The organism is Nocardiopsis sp. iso_186 (genome assembly GCF_056173365.1).
On record NZ_CM149670.1, the window covers coordinates 1,869,587 to 1,885,989 of the forward strand.

A 16,403-nucleotide genomic window follows, 5' to 3' on the forward strand; every position below is an offset into this window, starting at 1 on the left:
CCGGAGCGGGGGAGCGGTACCCGCGCCTGCGCAGGAGCAGAAGGTGAGGACTCCTCGACGTCACATCCCGCCGTCGAGGATGTCGGGCGCGTAGTACTCGTCCACCGGGACCGGACCGCGGTACCCCTGGCACATGCACTTGCGGTAGGAGTTGGCGTTCTCGCCCGTCCACTTGCCCGGGATCACCACCTGGGCTTGGCAGACCTTCTTCTCGTGGTCGTGGAACACCAGATGGTGTCCACAGCCGCACATCGGTTGAGGGGTCGGCGGGCGTTGTTGGGCGACCGCCGGGTACCTCGACGACTGCTGCGGCCGGGGGGCCTTGCGATTGGGCAGTGCACGTCCCAGCAGGACGCCGCCCAGTGCGATCATCGCGCCGACCACCAGACTTACGGGCTCCATGACGGCACCGACCTCCAATCACCTCGCTCGTCATCATTGTGGTCTACCCCGCCCCGGTTTCCTCCCCGCATGGCGGTCGTGACCGATTTCGTGCCCGGCCTGCCGCCTCTTACCCGGGGAGGGCGGCACGTTGTCGCGCAGCTTCTTCAGCATCTCCACGTCGGAGGCATGCGCGCCCGTCGGCCCTGGCGTCTCCAACGTGACGGGTACTCCCGCCGACACCGGATGGGTGAACAGTTCGGCGAAGGGCGTGGACCCGATGTAGCCGGAACCGATGTTGGCGTGGCGGTCCCGGTTGGCGCCGCACGGGGCCGCGGAGTCGTTGGCGTGCACCAGCCGCAGCCGGTGGGCGCCCGCGACCTCGCCGAACCGGTCCAGCATCGCCCGCATCCCGGCAGGGGTGGAGATATCGTGTCCGGCAGCGAAGACGTGCGCGGTGTCCAGGCACACCGCCGCCTTGGGGTGGTCGTCCAGCGCCCGGAGATAAGGGCCCAGATCGTCCACGGTCGCACACAGCACCCGGCCCTGGCCGGCCATCGGCTCCAACAACACTTGGGGTGCGTCCTCGGCCAAGCCCTCCAAGATCGGTAGGAGCCGGGCGCGCATCCGCTCCAACCCGTGCGTCCGGGAACCGTTCACCGCCGACCCGGTGTGCACCACCACCCCCCGTGCGCCGATCTCGGCCCCGCGGCGCAGCGCGTGCTCCAGCGACGCCACCGACTTGGCGGCCACCGCCTCATCGGGGGCGCCCAGGTTGATCAGGTAGGGGGCGTGGATGAAGACCGGAAGATCGGCGCGCTCGCGCAGCAGCGCGTCCTGCCCGGGGTCGCCCGGCCCGGTGGCCCACCCGCGCGGGTTGCTCACGAAGACCTGAATGGTCTCGGCCCCGATCTCGGCGGCGTAGGCCAGCCCGCTCTTGGCGAGCCCTCCGGCGACAGGAACGTGCGCCCCGACGGGCGAGAAAGATTCGGTAGTCATGGCCGCACCAGCCTAGGGCGTCACCCGCGGCACACCGGTACCGGACCGGGCCCCTACCGGTAAAGGGTTTCTGAGCCGCTTCGCGCCTTCGGGGCTGAGCTCTGCTACTCAGGGAAACCGTTTCGACTGGTGCGACCATGAAGACATGACGACACAGACGAAGAGCACTGCGTCCCGAGACTTCCTGGTCGCCGCAGGAACCGGTGCGGTGGCGGGGATCCTTTCCTACGGCCTCACCCACGGCATCGCATCGGTCGTCCTGGCGGTCACCGATCCGCCCGACGCCAACATCGGCCTGGGAATCCTGATGATGGCGCTGAACGTGCTCTTAGTGCCGCTGCTGTCCTGGCCGGCACTGCGCGGCCTGGGCGTATCGAGCCCGGGACTGTCGGCACTGTTCGGCGGGATCATCCACCTGGCGCTGCTGATCGTGCTCGTCCCGGTCGGGAACACGGTGGACGGCGCGCTGGTCCAGAGCTCCGCCGCGGCGCCGGTGAGCATCGCCGTCGGCCTGATCGCGGCCGCGGTGCAGGCGGGCCTGGGCCTCGGCGTGGGCGCGCTGGCGGCCCGCCGGATCGCGCGCGGCCGGACCGCGCGGGCCTAGCGGACGAACCGCAGGGAAGCGCCCCGGTACGGGGCATCCGTACCGGGGCGCCGGCCATGGCGGTTCCCGCGCAGCGCACCCGGCGTCTCGCCGGGGCCGGAAGGAAAGCTAGTCCCCGCCTTCCTCGTCGTCGGTCAGCGCGTCCACGCACACCGCCACGCTCAGCACGAGCGCCGGGTCGCCGCCCGCGTCCTTGCGGTGCGTGTTCACGTCCACGGCATAGGTGTCGCGGACCCGGAACCACTTGCGGCTGATGTGGGCGATCGGTCCGTCACCGTCGCCGATCACGTACTCCTTGTCGAGGAAGTCGCCGGTGACCTCCCATTCCCCGCCCTCGGCGAGGTTGACGATCAGCTTGTTCCTGATCGGGTTGAACAACCGCTTGCGCACGGTGGCCACGGTCTTGCCGTCGCGTTCGATGCGCATCGTGTCGCGTACCGACAGCAGCCGCTTGCGGATCCGGAAGATCTCGTTGCCGTCCATGTCCTTCAGCTCGAAGGTCTGGCGGATGCGCAGCGCCTTGCCGTCCACCAGGAACGCACGGTCGCCGTTCTGGTCCTCCACCCAGTAGTCGTCACCGATGTCGAACACGCGCTCGCGTACCAGGAACTTCACTCTTGACCCCGATTCCTCGTCACTGACGTCAGCGCGGTCGAGGCTATTGGAGGGACGGCGGCTTCGGCCAGGGGGACGGGCCGATCAGCCCACCCCGGCCAACGACTGCACCCCGATCGTCCCCTCGTTGCCCAGCGCACGCAGCAGCGCGAGAACCGCCCGGTTGAGGGGCACGTCGATGCCGTGCCGCTCGGCGGCACGCACCACCGCCCCGGTGATCAGGTCGTGCTCCACCGAGCGTCCTGCGAGACGGTCGTAGAGCATCGAGGTGCCGCTGTGCGGGTGCATCGCCGCGAAGAAGTCCAGTGTCTGGTCCACGTCGGAGGAGGCCAGCGACGCACCCTCCGCCCGGCCCACCGCCACGGCCTCGGCCAGCATGCCCCGCGCGAGCTCGCGCATGTCGGGGTTCTGGAGCACGCCGATGCGACGCATCGTCAGTGCGGTCAACGGGTTGGCCGCGAGGTTGGTCAACAGCTTGCGCCAGGCAGCGGTGGTGAAGTCGGCGTCCAGGACCACGTCCACCGTCGAGCCGCTGAACAGTCGCGCCAGACCGGTTCCCTCGGCACCCGTCGGGACGACCACCTTGCGGCCCCAACGGTGGGTGACATGGTCGCGCGAAACCCGCTCGGCCGCGATGTAGACCAGCGCCGGGACGAGAGTGCCGCGGGCCAGCAAGGGGGTGATGCGCTGGACATGGTCCACCCCGTTCTGTAGCGCCACCACCTTCGTCGTGGGGCCGGCCAGCCGCCGGATCCAGCTCAGCGCGCGTTCGGTGTCCTGGGCCTTGGTCGCCAGCAGCAGGTAGTCCACCGGTGCCCCGACCGCGTCGGGCGTGGTTGCGGTGGGCAGCCGAAGTCGGCGCCGGGCGTCCCCGCGTTCGATCGTCAGGGCAGGCAACGGACTGCGCACGCACAGGGTGACGTCGTGTCCGGCCAGGTGGGCGGCCTCGGCCACAATCGCCCCGATCGCGCCCGCCCCTACGACGGCAACGCGCTGTGAGCGCTCCAGGGGAGCCGGGGTGGTGGCCGGGGCCTGGTGCTCAGCGGTCGTCGATTCGATCATCGAGTCCCTCCAAAGGAAGACCAGCGGGTCTCGCCGGTCGCCGTCGATGCTCGGGCCGTCGTGTTGCAGCCATGTCACTAGCGAACAAACCGGGAGTTAAGTCACTTGTCAGACACTGTGGTGCTTCTGACACCGCGTATGGCAGAGGCGTTAACCTGCCCACCGTGACTACTTCACCGGCGCCGCCGACCCTGCACGATGTCATCGCCGCTTTCGAGGGCGTCTACGACCCCTCCTGGGCCGCCTCCTGGGACGCGGTCGGCCTGGTGTGCGGCGACCCCGTCCAGCCCGTGCGGCGTGTCATGTTCGCCGTGGACCCGGTCGCCGAGGTCGTGGAGGAGGCCGTGGAGTGGGGTGCGGATCTGCTCGTCACCCACCATCCCCTCTTCCTGCGCGGTGTCACCAGCGTCGCCGCCACCACCCCCAAGGGGCGCCTCGTCCACCGGCTGATCGGTGCGGGCACCGCCCTCTACACCGCGCACACCAACGCCGACACCGCGGCCCCGGGCGTCTCCGACGCACTCGCCGCGGCCATCGGGCTCACCGGCGAACTGCGTCCTTTGGATCCCGACCCCGCTGACCCTCTCGGCCGCAGGGGAATCGGCCGCATCGGCACGCTCGACACCCCTGAGTCCCTGCGCTCCTTCGCCGACCGCGTCGCCGGCGGGCTGCCCGCGACGGCCGCGGGGGTGCGCGTGGCCGGGGATCTCGACCGCCCGGTCCGCGTGGTCGCGGTCTCCGGTGGAGCCGGCGACTCCCTGCTGGGGGCGGCCCGGGCCGCCGGCGTGGACGTCTTCCTCACCGCCGACCTGCGCCACCATCCCGCCTCGGAGTTCGCCGAACACGGCGACACCGCCCTGGTGGACGCCGCGCACTGGGCCACCGAGTGGCCGTGGCTGGCTGAGGGCGCAGCCCGACTCGCGCACGCGTTGGGCGGAGAACGGGCTAACGTGGAGATGCGTGTGTCCGGCCTCGTCACCGACGCCTGGACACGGGCAGTGGGAACCCCCGACACCCCCACGAGTCGCCACAAGGAATCAGAGGACAAGTGAAAGCAGAACCCGTCCACCAGGTCCGCCTCCTGGACCTTCAGGAGATCGACGCCGCCCTGGACCGCTTGAAGCACCGCGCGCGCACCATCCCCGAAATCGCCGAGGTCAAGGAACTGGACGTCCGCATCGTGGCGTTGCGCGACCAGGTGGCGGTCGCTGAGACCGCGCTGCGCGACCTGGACCGGGAACAGCGCAAGGCCGAGAGCGACGTTGACCAGGTCCGGGTCCGCTCCGACCGCGACGCCCGGCGGCTGGAGACCGGCCAGGTCTCCTCCCCCAAGGAACTGGAGGGACTGCAGTCCGAGATCGTGTCGCTGCAGCGCCGCCAGGCCGAGCTGGAGGAGATCGTCCTGGACGTCATGGAGCGCCAGGAGCTCGCCCAGGCCCGCCGCGCCGACATCGAGAAGGAACTCGTCGCCCTCACCGCGGAGCGCGAGGCCGCAGAGGACCGTCGTTCCGAGGCGATCCTGGAGATCCGGGCCGACGCCGACAGCACCAACCAGCGTCGGGAGCGGGTCGCCGCGGAGATCCCCGAGGACCTGCGCGCGCTGTACCTGAAACTGCGCGAGCAGCAGGGCGGCGTCGGGGCCGCGGCGCTGCGCTACGGCAGGTGCGAGGGCTGCAAGCTGGCGTTGAGCACTGCCGAACTCAGCCAGATCCGCTCCGCCCCCGCCGACGAGGTGCTGCGCTGTGAGGACTGCCGCCGCATCCTCGTGCGCACCAACGAGTCCGGGTTGAGCGGGCCGGTGCAGGAGTGAGGGCCGCCGCGCACGGGCGGGGCCGATGAGCCGGGCGCTGATCGTCGAGGCCGACGGCGGTTCCCGCGGCAACCCCGGGCCGGCCGGTTACGGGGCGCTCGTGCGTGACGCCGGCACCGGCGAACTCCTTGCCGAGGTCGCGGAGCCGATCGGTGTGGCCACCAACAACGTCGCCGAGTACCGCGGCCTCATCGCGGGCCTCGAGACGGTGGCCGCTCTCGCCGCGGCGGCCGACGTCGAGGTCCGGATGGATTCCAAGCTCGTGGTGGAGCAGATGTCGGGGCGGTGGAAGATCAAGCACCCCGACATGCGTCCCCTGGCAGCCCGTGCGGGTGAGCTCGCGTCGGGGCTCGGGCGGGTCCGCTACACCTGGATCCCGCGTGCGGAGAACGCCCACGCCGACCGGCTCGCCAACGAGGCCATGGATGGTGCGTCGCGCGGCATCGGCGACGGTGTCCCCGACGCCTCGGTCGAAAGCGCCGCGCCGGTATCCGGCTGGTCCGCGCCCGACACCGCCCCCACCCAGCTCGTGTTGCTGCGGCACGGGCAGACCCCGCTGTCGGTCGAGCGTCGGTTCGCCGGTGTCGGCGACATCCCTCTCACCGACACCGGTCACGAGCAGGCCCGCCGCGCTGCACGCCGGTTAGCCGGCCGCGGGATCGACGCGATCGTGTCCTCGCCGCTGCGCCGCACCCGGGACACCGCGGCCTACGCAGCCGCTGAACTCGGCCTGCGGGTCCACATCGACGAGGATCTGCGGGAGACCGACTTCGGTGACTGGGAGGGCATGTCCTTCGCCGAGGTGCGGGCCAAGCAGCCCGATGAGCTGTCGCGCTGGCTCGCCGACCCGGCCGCAGCGCCACCGGGAGGGGAGAGTTTCGCGGAGGCCGCGGATCGTGTCGCCGCTGCCAGGGACCGGTTGCTTGCCGACCACCCCGGTCGGACGGTGCTCGTGGTCAGCCACGTCACCCCGATCAAGGTGCTCCTCCAGCAGGCGCTGCTCGCGCCGTTGCAGGCGCTGTACCGGATGCACCTGGACGTGGCCTGCTTCTCGGAGGTCCATTGCTTCAGCGATGGTCCCATGGTGGTGCGGCTGCTCAACGACACCGGGCATCTGGCCTAGGCGCTAGAATCGTGGGACGAGGGGGAGTCGGCCAGACGGTCGCGGCGTCGCTTGCGGCGTCGAGGAAAGTCCGGACTCCACAGGGCAGGGTGGTCGGTAACGCCGACCCGGGGCGACCCGCGGGACAGTGCCACAGAGAACAGACCGCCGCCGGGCGACCGGCGGTAAGGGTGAAACGGTGGTGTAAGAGACCACCAGCGTCCGGAGTGATCCGGGCGGCTTGGTAAACCCCACCCGGAGCAAGGTCAAAAGGGGGACGCGAGTCCTCTGCGCGGACGATCGAGGGCGGCCCGCCCGATGTTCGCGGGTAGACCGCACCGAGGTCGCTGGTAACAGCGGCCCCAGATGGATGGCCGTCCGGCCCGGCGACGGGCCGACAGAATCCGGCTTACCGGCCGACTCCCCCTCCTTTAAGGTCTCTGACCTGCACCTTAGCTTCGGATCAGAAGCCCTGTTCCGTCTCTGTTCCGGAATCCTCCTTAGAACGGGTCAGCATCGTCTCGACCGCACCCCGGCCAAGTTCCTCGTGGTCAGGGAAGAGGTGACCGTAGGTATCGAAGGTCTCCGTGATCGATGCGTGCCCCATACGCCGTTGAATGGCTTTGGCGTTCACCCCCGCAGCGATGAGCGTCGATGCGTAGAAGTGCCTCAGGTCGTGGAAACGGGTGCCCGCAGGGAGCCCCACCTTTCCCACGGCCTTGGCCCAACACGAGTTGAACGACGATGGCTTGGCGATCGCCCCCCACGTATTGCTGATGAGAACCTGCTCAGGGCCGGGGGAGTAGCACCCCATGTAGCGCCGTAGCTCGTCCAGGATGAGGTCGTTGACAGGCACGACCCGTTTGGAGTACTTCGTCTTCAACTCGACGAGCTTGCCTTTCTGTGCCTGTAGGCGCACATCGAGGTTGCGCTTGAGGAAGTCCACTCGCGGCACCACCAAGCCGAGGGCTTCCCCGCGGCGAAGTCCGGCGCCAGCACCGAGGAACACCGCCACGCGGTAGCGGGGAGCGATCGCTTCGGCAAGTCCCAGCACCGCGTCCGGGGGCAGGGGGTCAACGACCCGGTCCGTCAGCCGGGGCAGTTTCACACGCGAACACGGATTCGCCATGATGACCTCGTCGTCCACGGCCGCCTGCATCAGAATCCGCAAGGTCGCGAACGCGGTGTGGATCGTACTGGCGGAAAGGTCGGGGTTCCGGTCCATCAAAGCCACGAAGTGCTTCGCGTCGGTGCGGGTGAGACTGCCGATCTCCCGCTCACCAAGAGCCGGATAGACCCGGTTGCGAAGGTGTCGAACGTAGGTCTCCCTGGTGCTTTCGCTGATGTGAACCAGGAGCGGAAGCCACCGCGTTTCCGCGTAAGTGCGCACAGTCACCCGTCCCGCCCGGGGATCGATGTACGCCCCTCGCAGGCGATCGGCCTCCATCACCGATCCGTGACGTGCCGCATCGATCTTGCGCTCGAAAGCCCTGGTCTTCTCCCTGCCGTCCGGACCGTCCCAGACTGCGAGGTACCGCTTACCGGCGCCGTACCGCGAAGTCCGAGAACCGTCCTTGTTCTTCCACAAGTCCTTGACCCGTGCCATCAGGCTGCCTTCTCTTTCTAGGGCTGTTGGGTCACCCAGACGTAGACCTCAGTGGGGATGTAACGGACGTGCCGGCCGACTCGATGAGAGGGCGGGCCTACCTTCTTGTGCCGCCACTGGTAAAGGGTTTTCGCAGGCACCCCCAAGAAAAGAGCCGTTTGCCCAACCGACCACAGGGAATCGGCGGCAGATGTGCGCTTCGTGAGTTCGTGAACGGTCATGCCGACAGTGCTCCTCTTGGGGGTGCGGCCCCGGTTGGCAGTGGATGGGTGCGGAGCCCGGGGCGGTCGGTATTAGAGAGTTGGGGAAGTTAGCCTCCGCAGCCCCCGCAGGCTCCGAGACCGTTCCTGAGCTGGTGTTTTGTGCGGGGGCTGGTGCGGAGGCTGCGGAGGCTACAGCCCCCGCCCGTTCTGGCCGGGAGCGTCATCCGTCTGTAGGAAAAGCCCGTCTTGCCTGGTCGTCGGGGTGTTCGTGGTCGGGATGTCGTGCGGAGGCTGGATGTTGACGTCGTGAGCGGTGAAGGTGTAGAGCTGGCGGCGGTGCCTGTCCTTGGATCGGCCGGCCTCTTCCACGGTGATGCCGATCGAGCGCAGAACCGGGGCATCGCGTTTGAGCTGTCCGGAGGCGCGGGTGGCGTCGATGGGCCAGGAACGGGGCCGTGGGTCGGGCGCCTGAATGAGCGCGAGAAGCTGACTAATGGGTCCGGTCCAAGAGCCCCGCCCGTCGATGAAGTCGGCCACCGCGCTGGTGAAGGGCTTGGCGTCCAGCAGGTCGGCGCTGCTGATCTCGGATGCGGACCGGTAGGTGTGCAGGGTGTCCCACCCCATGACCGTGTCCAGGGCTCCCAGGATGCGGGCGAAGTCCGCCATGCGCGGCAGGGTGGTCAGGTGAGTGGTGGGCAGGGTGGCCAGCACGAGGCACAGCAGGTCCAGCAGGGCGGCGCGGATGGCGGGGGCGGCCTGGTCAAAGGCTGCTTTGACTTCGGCGTCGGTGCGGCGCTGGTCACCCTTGATGGGCAGGAACTCCGCGGTGAGCATCCGCTCGGAGAGATCGGAGGCAAGGGCTCCGGTGTCAATCGAGGTGAGCGCGAGCAGTCGCCGGAAGGACAGCACGGACACGTCGTCGTCGGAGTAGAGCGCGCGGTTGACCAGGCCGTCACCCGTGACCGCTTTGCACAGGGTGTCCGACAACCACGCCGGGATCACCGACACGTTGTCCAGGCACACCGCCCAACTCGCGCTGGCCACGGTGGCCCAGGTCTTGATGTCCTTGGGCAGCGACCTCAGCGGCGCGGGGGATGGGTTGACCAGGTTGATCAGCATGGACAGCGCCGTGCTCTTGCCGGTTCCCTGTTCGCCTTTGGCAGCAAGGATCGGGTGGGGGATGTCGGGCAGGAACGCGGCGACCAGCCATCCCACGATCAGGCGGAAGTGGTGTTCGTTGACGTTCAGCAGGGCCCGCAGCGCGGCCAGTCCTCGGTCGGTCTGCCCGGCCGGGCCGGGGTCGGGCATGGGTGAGGTCAGTTTGGTGCGTCGAAACAGCACCGGTGAGGTCTGTTCGATGCCCCACCCGTTGGGGCCTGCGACCACACACCGCCCGTCGGGGGTGCCCAGGTCGATGACGATCTGGTCGCCGTCGTCGGTGCGGCGGGTGGCCAACCGGAGGTTGATGTTCTGGGGGTCGGAGTCCATGGCGCGTCCTTCCAGAACGCTGATGGCATCGGTGAGAGCGCTTTGGCTCGGTACGGACTTGTGCTCCTGGTAGTACTGGCGGGCCAGTTGCACACGCAGTCCGTCCTTGCGCAGGAGCGGGAACGCCAGCGACGGTCCGCCCCTGCGCACGGCGTAGGTGCGTCCGTCGCCCCCGGCCACGACGTTGACCTGGCGGTCGGCCATCTCGATCAGCAGGGTGGCTTGGCTCTTCTTGTCGTCGGTGTCCCCGCTCATCTACGCGGCTGCCTTCCTCGGTGGTGTGGTGCGGTGGGTGCGTCGGGGCTCCCTGAGCCCTTTGGCCAGTCCGGAGCGGATGGTGGCGGCGATCTCGCCGGCCGGGTTGGGGTCGTCGTGGCCGTTGGCGGCCAGCGCGGCCGAATACAGCGCTTCCTGAATCCACCCGGCATCGAGCAGCCCTTCGCGTGCGAGCTGTCCCAGGGAGGCGGCGGCGACGTACAAGCTGGTGTTGCGGGTGCCGGGGAGAGCAGCCCCCACCCTGGCTAGCTCCCCCGTGACGGCCGCGTGGGTGTAGGCCCTACGGCGTCGGTCATCGGTGGTGATGGCTGCCAACACGTCGGTTGCGGGCCGGGCAGAGGGCACACGCGCGGTGGTGGGCCGGTCCGGGGAATCGGGCCTGCGAAGCAGGCTCCCTATCCAGTCGGGCAGGGGCGCGGGCCGGTCGCGATTGAGCGGTTCGTAGCGCCCGGTCCCGTCGCGCTCGTCCACGTAGCCGCCGGGGCCGACCACGTAGCCGCCGTGTGCGCGGGTGTCGATCAACCACCCCATCGCGGCGGCGGTGTTGGTGAGGCGCGCCCCGGCGGGGTGGGTGAAGTACAGGTGCAGGCCGCCACGCCGGGTGCGGACCATGAACGTCTCCAGGGGCATCGCTTGGCCGGCGCGCTCTGCCAGGACGGCCAGGACGTCGGCCCCGTCGGTGACCCCGGACAGGTCCCATTGCCGGGGCACGGTCGCCCCGGGCTTGGGCACGTCCAGATCGACGACGACCAGGCAAGACGGGCCGGTGGCAATGCCGTAGTTGGCGGTGGGCCACTGCCGCCACCACGCCCGGATCTGCCGCTCGTCGGTGCTGGCGGCCTTCTCCCAGTCGCGCACGAGAGGGGGTTTCTTGGAGCGGGGAGTGAGGGGGAAGACAGGCCACCCCCGACGGGCAGCGGCCAGGGCGTAGTCAAGGGGCGTGAACGTGCTCATCGAACCTCTTTCGTGACTCTGAGTAGTTGGATATGGGTGTGGTGATGTTCGGGCGTGAGACGGTTGGGGTGGGGGTGCTTGGATGAGAGGACGCGCCACCTGGCGGCCGTGCGGTGGGGTTGGCGTGGTGGCGCTTGGGGCCTCTACCTCCGCTACCGTGCAGGTGGCGAGGGGCTACCGGCCCCGCTACCGGGGTAGTGGGACCCCTCTACTCGCCGGGGGTGTCCGGGGAGTGGAAAGCGGGGGAGTTTCAGGGGGTGGGGGTAGAGGCGACCCCTCTACCCCCACCCCCTTTCCGGCTACTGAGAGTCGCCACCGGTGGTGGTGTCGTCGGTGCGGGCGGCGAAGATGTTGACGGGCACGGCCGCCTCGATGTCGGCGCGGCGGTATCCGGCCCGGTTGACGCCGTTGATCTTGACCTGCTTGCCCTTGCGTTCCACACCGGCCGTCTCCAGCTCGCTGGCCAGTCGGGTGGCGTCCCAGTCGCCGTAGCCGTCTTCGTCGAGGTTGACCAGCCCGTTCAAGATGTCCTCGGAGTGCATCCGGTCGGAGTGGCGCATCACGTCCAACACGTCGGTGACCAGGGGGTGGATCATGACCCCGGCCGCGTCCGCGCTGGCCTGTACGCCGGTGGCGGCCTCTCCGGTGAGCTGGCCGTGCTCTTCGCGAAGAGCGCGACCACGCGCGCACATCGCCAAAAACGCGGGCCCGTCCAACAGGTTGACCTTGACGGTGACCGCGCTTGAGGGGCCGGTGACCAGAACCCCTACACCCTTGTGGTCTTCGCTGAGAACGGAGGCGTCAGCGCCCTGGGTGGCCTTGCCCTTGCCCAGCACCATGTCCGAGGACGCCTTGTCGATGACCTGGGTGCAGTAGCGAAGGCTGATGATCTCGCGCAACTTGGTGGGCACCGATTGGGCGTCGGGGCGCTGGCTCGCGAAGTTGCAGATGAACCCCGCAGCCGGGCCCCGCCGCGCCAGGCGGCACAGCCAGTCGATGATCTGCTCCCTCGTCTTGTCGTCCACCGCGGTGAAGAGTTCTTGCAGTTCGTCGATGGTGATGAAGGTGACGGGCATGTCGTACTTCTTGGAGATCTCCGGGGTGAGCTTGCCTTCGGGGCACACCGACACCGGCAGGTCACGCAGCTTCTTGAAGCGGGCTTCCATGTCGGCCAGCAGCTCGGAGAGGAACGCCTTGAACGCCTCCACCGCGTCGTCTTCGGCTCCCAGCACCAGACGGTGGGCGACTTGGCGCATCCCCATCCAGTCCGCTCCACCCTTGAAGTCGGCCACGTAGTGGCGCACGTGCGGGTCGAGCAGTCCGGCGGCGGTCAGCAGCCGCTGAGAGAAGGTCTTGCCCCGGCGGGGCAGCCCGCCGAAGAACATGGACTGCCAGATGATCTGGAACGCCACCCGGTTGCCCCGGGCGTCAGCGCCGAAGGGGATGTCGCGCCACACACTGAAGGTGTCCATGTCCACCAGCGGCGACGTGGTGGGTTTGCCGATGTAGGGGTCATCGTCGGCCACCCACATGGACATGCGCCCGGCGTGGCCACCGGCAGCGGCGCGCACCCGCTCCATGATGAGCTGGATCTCATCCACTCCCAGTTCGGCGGCGATCACCTCGCGCTTGGCCAAAACGTCCTTGGCGGACTTGCCCGAACCACGCGGCATGTCCACCACGGCCGCCCACCCCTTGCCCTCACGCAGGATCGGCGTGCACAGCGTCAGCGACGTCTCGCCCTTGAGCAGCCCGGCCGAGCGGAAGGCGTCGTTGAGGTGATCAGGTGCCAGGTCCACCCGAACGGGAAGGTTCGGGGAATCCATCATGGGGCGCGCGTCCTCAGGGCGACCGGCCATGTAGGCCGCGACCAGCGCGGCGGTGGTGACCACGACCAGCACCAACGGCCCAAACGCCATGGTGCCCACCCCCACCAGAGCGGCCCCGGCGGCGGCGGTGATGCCCACGATCTTGGCACGCTTGGCCCGCTCAACGCCTTGAGAGGCACGGTGAGCCACCACGAGGTCAGCGTGACCGGCCGCCTTCTCTGCCTTGATGAGCTGGGAATACTCACTGGCGCGCATGTAGCCGACGACGTGGGCACCACCGATGCAGGTTCCCCGGGTCACCCGCCAGGTCACGCGCCCCACGTAGATGGGAGAGCGCAACGCGTGCCAGGCCACGACGTGACCGCCACGCCGGGCTTGTGCGGCCACCTGCGCCTTGAAGGCATCAGGGGTGGCAGCCCACGCGGGCAGGATCGGCCCCATCGAATCGGGAACAGGGGTTCCCACCAGAACGGGGTCATCGGTGGTGACCTCTCCCTGATACACCGGCCCCACCACCGCCCCACCGGTCGCGGTAGGGGGCGGTGGTGGGGTGGCGGTGTGCTGATCAGGGGCATCGGGCGTGGCAGCGTCGTTCAGACCGACCGGGAAGGGGATGACAACGGCGTCGTGGTGATGGTTGGGGTGAGACATTGGAGGCTCCTCCTGGTGAGGGGCGGGCGACGGTGATCTTGGCGGATGGCGTCGCCCGCTGTTGCGTTCTGGTCAGGTAGTGCCGGTCGGCCCCTCCCGCCACCAGGTACGTGACCTGGTGGCCAGGGGCGCCTACCGGGTGGCGCGGTGGTGAGCGGTAACGGTGCGTCCTTGCCGGGTGTGGGTGCGCACCAGCGCGCCAGTGCTTCGCCGGGCCTTGCCGGCGCCCTTGGTGCGGCGCTTAGCGGTGGACACGGTGCGGGTGCCGAAGTACCAGCGCGCACCAGCGGTGGCCTTCACCCGACCGGTCCGGATGGCTTTGCGTATGGCGGCTTTGGCGCGGGCCTTGAATGGGTGGTGTTTGCGCTTCCCGGCGAGTCGGCCGCTGGACACCGCCAGGGCGGCACCGCCCACGGTGAGGACGGTGGCGACCCCGGCGAAAACGAACAACATGGTTGCTCCTCAGAAGAGACACAGTTGCGAGGCGCACAGCGTGCACGCCTCCCAGGGGCGGTTGCCGTGGGTGGTGGTGTCGCGGCACCGCGTGGACTCAGGGGCGGCGACGGTGTCGATGTGGGCGGCGCGGTCGTGGTCAGCCGCGCTCTTGACGTAGCGGGCGGGGCCGTGGTGTCCACACGGGCACACCACCCGGTAGACCAGCACCGACCCCTCCCGCTTGCTCTCCTCCACGGTCTTGACCACGCGGGGGCGGTGCCGGATACTCACGCCGCCTCCCGTTCTGCCTCAACAGCGGCATCAACGACGCTCAGCTGTCCCGGCACAAGGGTTTCGGTGCTCTCGGAGTGCAGCGCCATGACGCGCTTGGCACGCTCGAACCCGACTCCCAAAGCCTTCTGGACAGCAGCCACGGGCGCGGACTCGGCCAGCTCCCCGGACTTCACGAGAGCGGTCAACCGCTCGGCCAGATCGGCGTCGGAGAGCTTGCGCGGGGAGGTCTCCACGGGCTTGCGGGCAGCGGAGGGAACACGCGTCCCCTTGTCCACGCGCGGCTTGGCAGAGGCTTTCGAACCCTGCTTTTCGCCCTGGTCAATGACCGAACGGCGCCCCTGTCGGACCTCGTGGCGCGGGTGCGGCACAAGAGGAAGCAACCGCACGCCTGAGGGCACCGTCCACGAGGGTTCGGGACGCTTCCCCTCCGCGCTCTCGACAACGGTCGGGCGGGCGGTGAGGGTGAGCAGCCGCACCCCTTGGGGAGCGGCACCCGGCCACGCCGGGACACTCTCAACAGCACTCTCGAAAGCGGCTTCCTCTTCCTTCTCGACAGCGTCAGAGAGCACCAGCGATGGTGCTTTCGATCCGTCGTCGAGAGTCCAGGGAGTCGCCTTGGCCACTCCCTCTTGGACGATGCTGATGAGGTAGGCCGCGCCTGCCGCGCCGATGGGGCCAAGGGCGTGTCCGGCCATCGCGGCCAGGGCCGCGCCGTCGAAGCTGTCGGGCCAGTGTCCGGCCATGTTGAGGATGATGGAGGTGGCCAGCGCCCCGAACTCCACGTAGGTGGCGCGCTCGTCCAGGGTTCCGCCCGCCGACTGGAGCCGGGCGCGGATCAGGATGACCCCGGCCACGATCCCCAACAGCGCGGGCTCGACCAGCCACGCGGCATAGGCGGCCGGGGAGTTGGGTGCCAGACCGAGCATGGCCACCATCCCGGCCTGCACACCGGCCGCGCTCCACGCACCGAACGCGGCCATGACCGGCAGCAGAGTGGCCAAGGCCAGAGCGCGGGTGCGCTCCACCCGCATCGCGCGGGCCTCCCCCGACTGGTTGACCTCATGGCTGGTGCGCGCCAACTGCCCGGCGATCTCGGCCGATCTGCGCAGGTTGTCGCGCCGCTGGTCGGCACGCCGCGCCGCACGGCGTGCGGCCACATCGCTCTTGACGCCAGCGCGGGCCTCGCGCTGTTCCAGACGCTGACGCAGCTTCACAAGCTCCGGAGACTCCGGCGGCCGGGTCGTGGCTGTGGTGCTCACGTGTTGACCTCCTCGGCCTTGGCCAAGACGTCCTTGGCGTCGTCGTGGGGGATCATCGGCGGTCTCCTCGGATTTTTCGCAGAGTGGCCAGGTCGGCGGAGCGGTCGGGGATGAGACGCCACACGATCACCGCGACCACGGCCGCGCCCGTCAGCGTCAAAAGCACAGCGATCACGAGGGCTCACCGGCCCCGGTCACCGAAAGGGGGGTGGCGGCCAGATCGGCCAGGGTGTCCAAGCCCATCGCGGCGGCGGCCAAGGGCAGAGCGATCAGACGCAGCAGGGTGACCGCCAACGTGATGAGCAGCAGTACCAAAACGGCGAAGGTGCCGGCGGCGGCGATAGCGTGCGTGGTGGTTGACATCACGCCTCCACGTAGGTCCACAACCGCACGGTCACGCCGTTGACGGTGAAGAGCACCTCGGGGTAGCGGTCGCCAAGTCGGTCCCAGTCCACGGTCGTGTTGAAGACGGTGGCCCACGCGGTGAGGTCGGCGCGGGCCTGCTCAAGGGTGCGATCGTCAGGGAGGTAGCCATCGAGCCGGTCGGGGCGGGCAGTGCTGATGCTCCACTCCGCTTCGGGCAGGCGCATGGACAGCAGGGTGTCGAGCACACGCACGCTGCGCTGCTGTGCGGTGAGGTAGTCGGTGTGCGACATTAGAATCACTCCTTTGGAGTGCGGCCCCGGCAGGGCTTGTTGGCTTGTGTGCCGGGGCCGCTGGTTGATTGCGTGGCTCCACCCGTGCTTGGGGCTTGGGTGGGGCCGCGTTCATGTCAGGGACGGTCTTGGGGCGGTTTCTGCTCCTGTTTGCGCTGCCATTCATCGGCGGCGTCACG

At 69.1% G+C, this 16,403-nt stretch carries 19 protein-coding genes and 1 other RNA gene; 5 read left to right on the top strand and 15 right to left on the bottom strand.

Annotation, left to right across the window (positions count from 1 at the left end):
* Positions 1–60: 60 nt before the first annotated feature.
* Together AC0VYP_RS08345 and AC0VYP_RS08350 are read right to left on the bottom strand one after the other, a co-directional pair.
* A complete protein-coding gene (locus tag AC0VYP_RS08345) occupies positions 61–402 on the bottom strand; it encodes a hypothetical protein (RefSeq protein ID WP_285760521.1) in 342 nt (113 codons plus the stop codon).
* A 33-nt stretch (positions 403–435) separates the two neighbouring features.
* Positions 436–1,380 (bottom strand): deoxyribonuclease IV, encoded by a 945-nt coding sequence (locus AC0VYP_RS08350; protein WP_475473324.1) that lies wholly within the window; start codon positions 1,378–1,380, stop codon positions 436–438.
* A gap of 145 nt (positions 1,381–1,525) precedes the next feature.
* Between AC0VYP_RS08350 and AC0VYP_RS08355 the strand changes: the two genes are divergently transcribed.
* Positions 1,526–1,984, top strand: coding sequence for a hypothetical protein (locus AC0VYP_RS08355; protein ID WP_475473325.1), 459 nt, complete (start codon positions 1,526–1,528; stop codon positions 1,982–1,984).
* Between the two features lie 108 nt (positions 1,985–2,092).
* On the opposite strand, the gene AC0VYP_RS08360 is transcribed toward AC0VYP_RS08355, so the two are convergent.
* Both AC0VYP_RS08360 and AC0VYP_RS08365 read right to left on the bottom strand, forming a co-directional pair.
* A complete protein-coding gene (locus AC0VYP_RS08360; RefSeq protein ID WP_475473327.1) occupies positions 2,093–2,599 on the bottom strand; it encodes an LURP-one-related/scramblase family protein in 507 nt (168 codons plus the stop codon).
* An 84-nt stretch (positions 2,600–2,683) separates the two neighbouring features.
* Entirely contained in the window at positions 2,684–3,661 is a 978-nt protein-coding gene (locus AC0VYP_RS08365; protein WP_475473329.1) for a 2-dehydropantoate 2-reductase, read from the bottom strand.
* Positions 3,662–3,825: 164 nt separating this feature from the next.
* Between AC0VYP_RS08365 and AC0VYP_RS08370 the strand changes: the two genes are divergently transcribed.
* The 4 genes from AC0VYP_RS08370 (at position 3,826) to rnpB (ending at position 7,001) form a co-directional block, all read left to right on the top strand.
* Complete coding sequence (locus AC0VYP_RS08370; RefSeq protein ID WP_475473330.1) at positions 3,826–4,713, top strand: Nif3-like dinuclear metal center hexameric protein; 888 nt, start codon at positions 3,826–3,828, stop codon at positions 4,711–4,713.
* Positions 4,710–5,471: a zinc ribbon domain-containing protein gene (locus AC0VYP_RS08375; RefSeq protein ID WP_285760515.1), complete on the top strand. Its 762-nt coding sequence runs from the start codon at positions 4,710–4,712 to the stop codon at positions 5,469–5,471. The genes AC0VYP_RS08370 and AC0VYP_RS08375 overlap by 4 nt, the downstream gene beginning before the upstream one ends.
* A 25-nt stretch (positions 5,472–5,496) precedes the next feature.
* On the top strand, positions 5,497–6,594 hold the full coding sequence (locus AC0VYP_RS08380) for a bifunctional RNase H/acid phosphatase (RefSeq protein WP_475473331.1): 1,098 nt from the start codon (positions 5,497–5,499) through the stop codon (positions 6,592–6,594).
* Positions 6,595–6,617: 23 nt separating this feature from the next.
* Positions 6,618–7,001, top strand: an RNA gene (gene rnpB, locus AC0VYP_RS08385) — RNase P RNA component class A.
* 35 nt (positions 7,002–7,036) lie between these two features.
* On the opposite strand, the gene AC0VYP_RS08390 is transcribed toward rnpB, so the two are convergent.
* The 11 genes from AC0VYP_RS08390 to AC0VYP_RS08440 all read right to left on the bottom strand — a co-directional run bounded on the left by AC0VYP_RS08390 (position 7,037) and on the right by AC0VYP_RS08440 (position 16,224).
* The gene (locus AC0VYP_RS08390; RefSeq protein ID WP_475473332.1) at positions 7,037–8,179 is read right to left on the bottom strand and encodes a tyrosine-type recombinase/integrase; all 1,143 of its coding nucleotides are present in this window, start codon (positions 8,177–8,179) and stop codon (positions 7,037–7,039) included.
* Between the two features lie 17 nt (positions 8,180–8,196).
* A complete protein-coding gene (locus AC0VYP_RS08395) occupies positions 8,197–8,400 on the bottom strand; it encodes a helix-turn-helix domain-containing protein (RefSeq protein ID WP_475473334.1) in 204 nt (67 codons plus the stop codon).
* A 171-nt stretch (positions 8,401–8,571) separates the two neighbouring features.
* Positions 8,572–10,125, bottom strand: a complete 1,554-nt coding sequence (locus AC0VYP_RS08400; protein WP_475473336.1) for an ATP-binding protein — start codon at positions 10,123–10,125, stop codon at positions 8,572–8,574.
* Positions 10,126–11,100, bottom strand: coding sequence for a bifunctional DNA primase/polymerase (locus AC0VYP_RS08405; RefSeq protein ID WP_475473337.1), 975 nt, complete (start codon positions 11,098–11,100; stop codon positions 10,126–10,128). It abuts the gene before it with no gap.
* Positions 11,101–11,399: 299 nt separating this feature from the next.
* Positions 11,400–13,580, bottom strand: coding sequence for an FtsK/SpoIIIE domain-containing protein (locus AC0VYP_RS08410; protein ID WP_475473339.1), 2,181 nt, complete (start codon positions 13,578–13,580; stop codon positions 11,400–11,402).
* Between the two features lie 132 nt (positions 13,581–13,712).
* Positions 13,713–14,033: a hypothetical protein gene (locus AC0VYP_RS08415; protein ID WP_475473341.1), complete on the bottom strand. Its 321-nt coding sequence runs from the start codon at positions 14,031–14,033 to the stop codon at positions 13,713–13,715.
* A 9-nt stretch (positions 14,034–14,042) separates the two neighbouring features.
* The gene (locus AC0VYP_RS08420) at positions 14,043–14,306 is read right to left on the bottom strand and encodes a hypothetical protein (protein ID WP_475473343.1); all 264 of its coding nucleotides are present in this window, start codon (positions 14,304–14,306) and stop codon (positions 14,043–14,045) included.
* The gene (locus AC0VYP_RS08425; protein ID WP_475473344.1) at positions 14,303–15,568 is read right to left on the bottom strand and encodes a hypothetical protein; all 1,266 of its coding nucleotides are present in this window, start codon (positions 15,566–15,568) and stop codon (positions 14,303–14,305) included. Before AC0VYP_RS08425 ends, AC0VYP_RS08420 begins: the two co-directional genes overlap by 4 nt.
* Positions 15,569–15,620: 52 nt before the next feature.
* Positions 15,621–15,743 (bottom strand): hypothetical protein, encoded by a 123-nt coding sequence (locus tag AC0VYP_RS08430; RefSeq protein WP_475473346.1) that lies wholly within the window; start codon positions 15,741–15,743, stop codon positions 15,621–15,623.
* The gene (locus AC0VYP_RS08435; RefSeq protein ID WP_475473347.1) at positions 15,740–15,931 is read right to left on the bottom strand and encodes a hypothetical protein; all 192 of its coding nucleotides are present in this window, start codon (positions 15,929–15,931) and stop codon (positions 15,740–15,742) included. The genes AC0VYP_RS08430 and AC0VYP_RS08435 overlap by 4 nt, the downstream gene beginning before the upstream one ends.
* A complete protein-coding gene (locus AC0VYP_RS08440) occupies positions 15,931–16,224 on the bottom strand; it encodes a hypothetical protein (RefSeq protein ID WP_475473349.1) in 294 nt (97 codons plus the stop codon). The genes AC0VYP_RS08435 and AC0VYP_RS08440 overlap by 1 nt, the downstream gene beginning before the upstream one ends.
* Between the last annotated feature and the right edge of the window lie 179 nt (positions 16,225–16,403).

Coding starts and splice junctions, on each gene's coding strand:
- AC0VYP_RS08345 (WP_285760521.1), bottom strand. CDS start 402: ATGGAGCCCGTAAGTCTGGTGGTCGGCGCGATGATCGCACTGGGCGGC.
- AC0VYP_RS08350 (WP_475473324.1), bottom strand. CDS start 1,380: ATGACTACCGAATCTTTCTCGCCCGTCGGGGCGCACGTTCCTGTCGCC.
- AC0VYP_RS08355 (WP_475473325.1), top strand. CDS start 1,526: ATGACGACACAGACGAAGAGCACTGCGTCCCGAGACTTCCTGGTCGCC.
- AC0VYP_RS08365 (WP_475473329.1), bottom strand. CDS start 3,661: ATGATCGAATCGACGACCGCTGAGCACCAGGCCCCGGCCACCACCCCG.
- AC0VYP_RS08380 (WP_475473331.1), top strand. CDS start 5,497: ATGAGCCGGGCGCTGATCGTCGAGGCCGACGGCGGTTCCCGCGGCAAC.
- AC0VYP_RS08390 (WP_475473332.1), bottom strand. CDS start 8,179: ATGGCACGGGTCAAGGACTTGTGGAAGAACAAGGACGGTTCTCGGACT.
- AC0VYP_RS08395 (WP_475473334.1), bottom strand. CDS start 8,400: ATGACCGTTCACGAACTCACGAAGCGCACATCTGCCGCCGATTCCCTG.
- AC0VYP_RS08400 (WP_475473336.1), bottom strand. CDS start 10,125: ATGAGCGGGGACACCGACGACAAGAAGAGCCAAGCCACCCTGCTGATC.
- AC0VYP_RS08405 (WP_475473337.1), bottom strand. CDS start 11,100: ATGAGCACGTTCACGCCCCTTGACTACGCCCTGGCCGCTGCCCGTCGG.
- AC0VYP_RS08410 (WP_475473339.1), bottom strand. CDS start 13,580: ATGTCTCACCCCAACCATCACCACGACGCCGTTGTCATCCCCTTCCCG.
- AC0VYP_RS08415 (WP_475473341.1), bottom strand. CDS start 14,033: ATGTTGTTCGTTTTCGCCGGGGTCGCCACCGTCCTCACCGTGGGCGGT.
- AC0VYP_RS08435 (WP_475473347.1), bottom strand. CDS start 15,931: ATGTCAACCACCACGCACGCTATCGCCGCCGCCGGCACCTTCGCCGTT.
- AC0VYP_RS08440 (WP_475473349.1), bottom strand. CDS start 16,224: ATGTCGCACACCGACTACCTCACCGCACAGCAGCGCAGCGTGCGTGTG.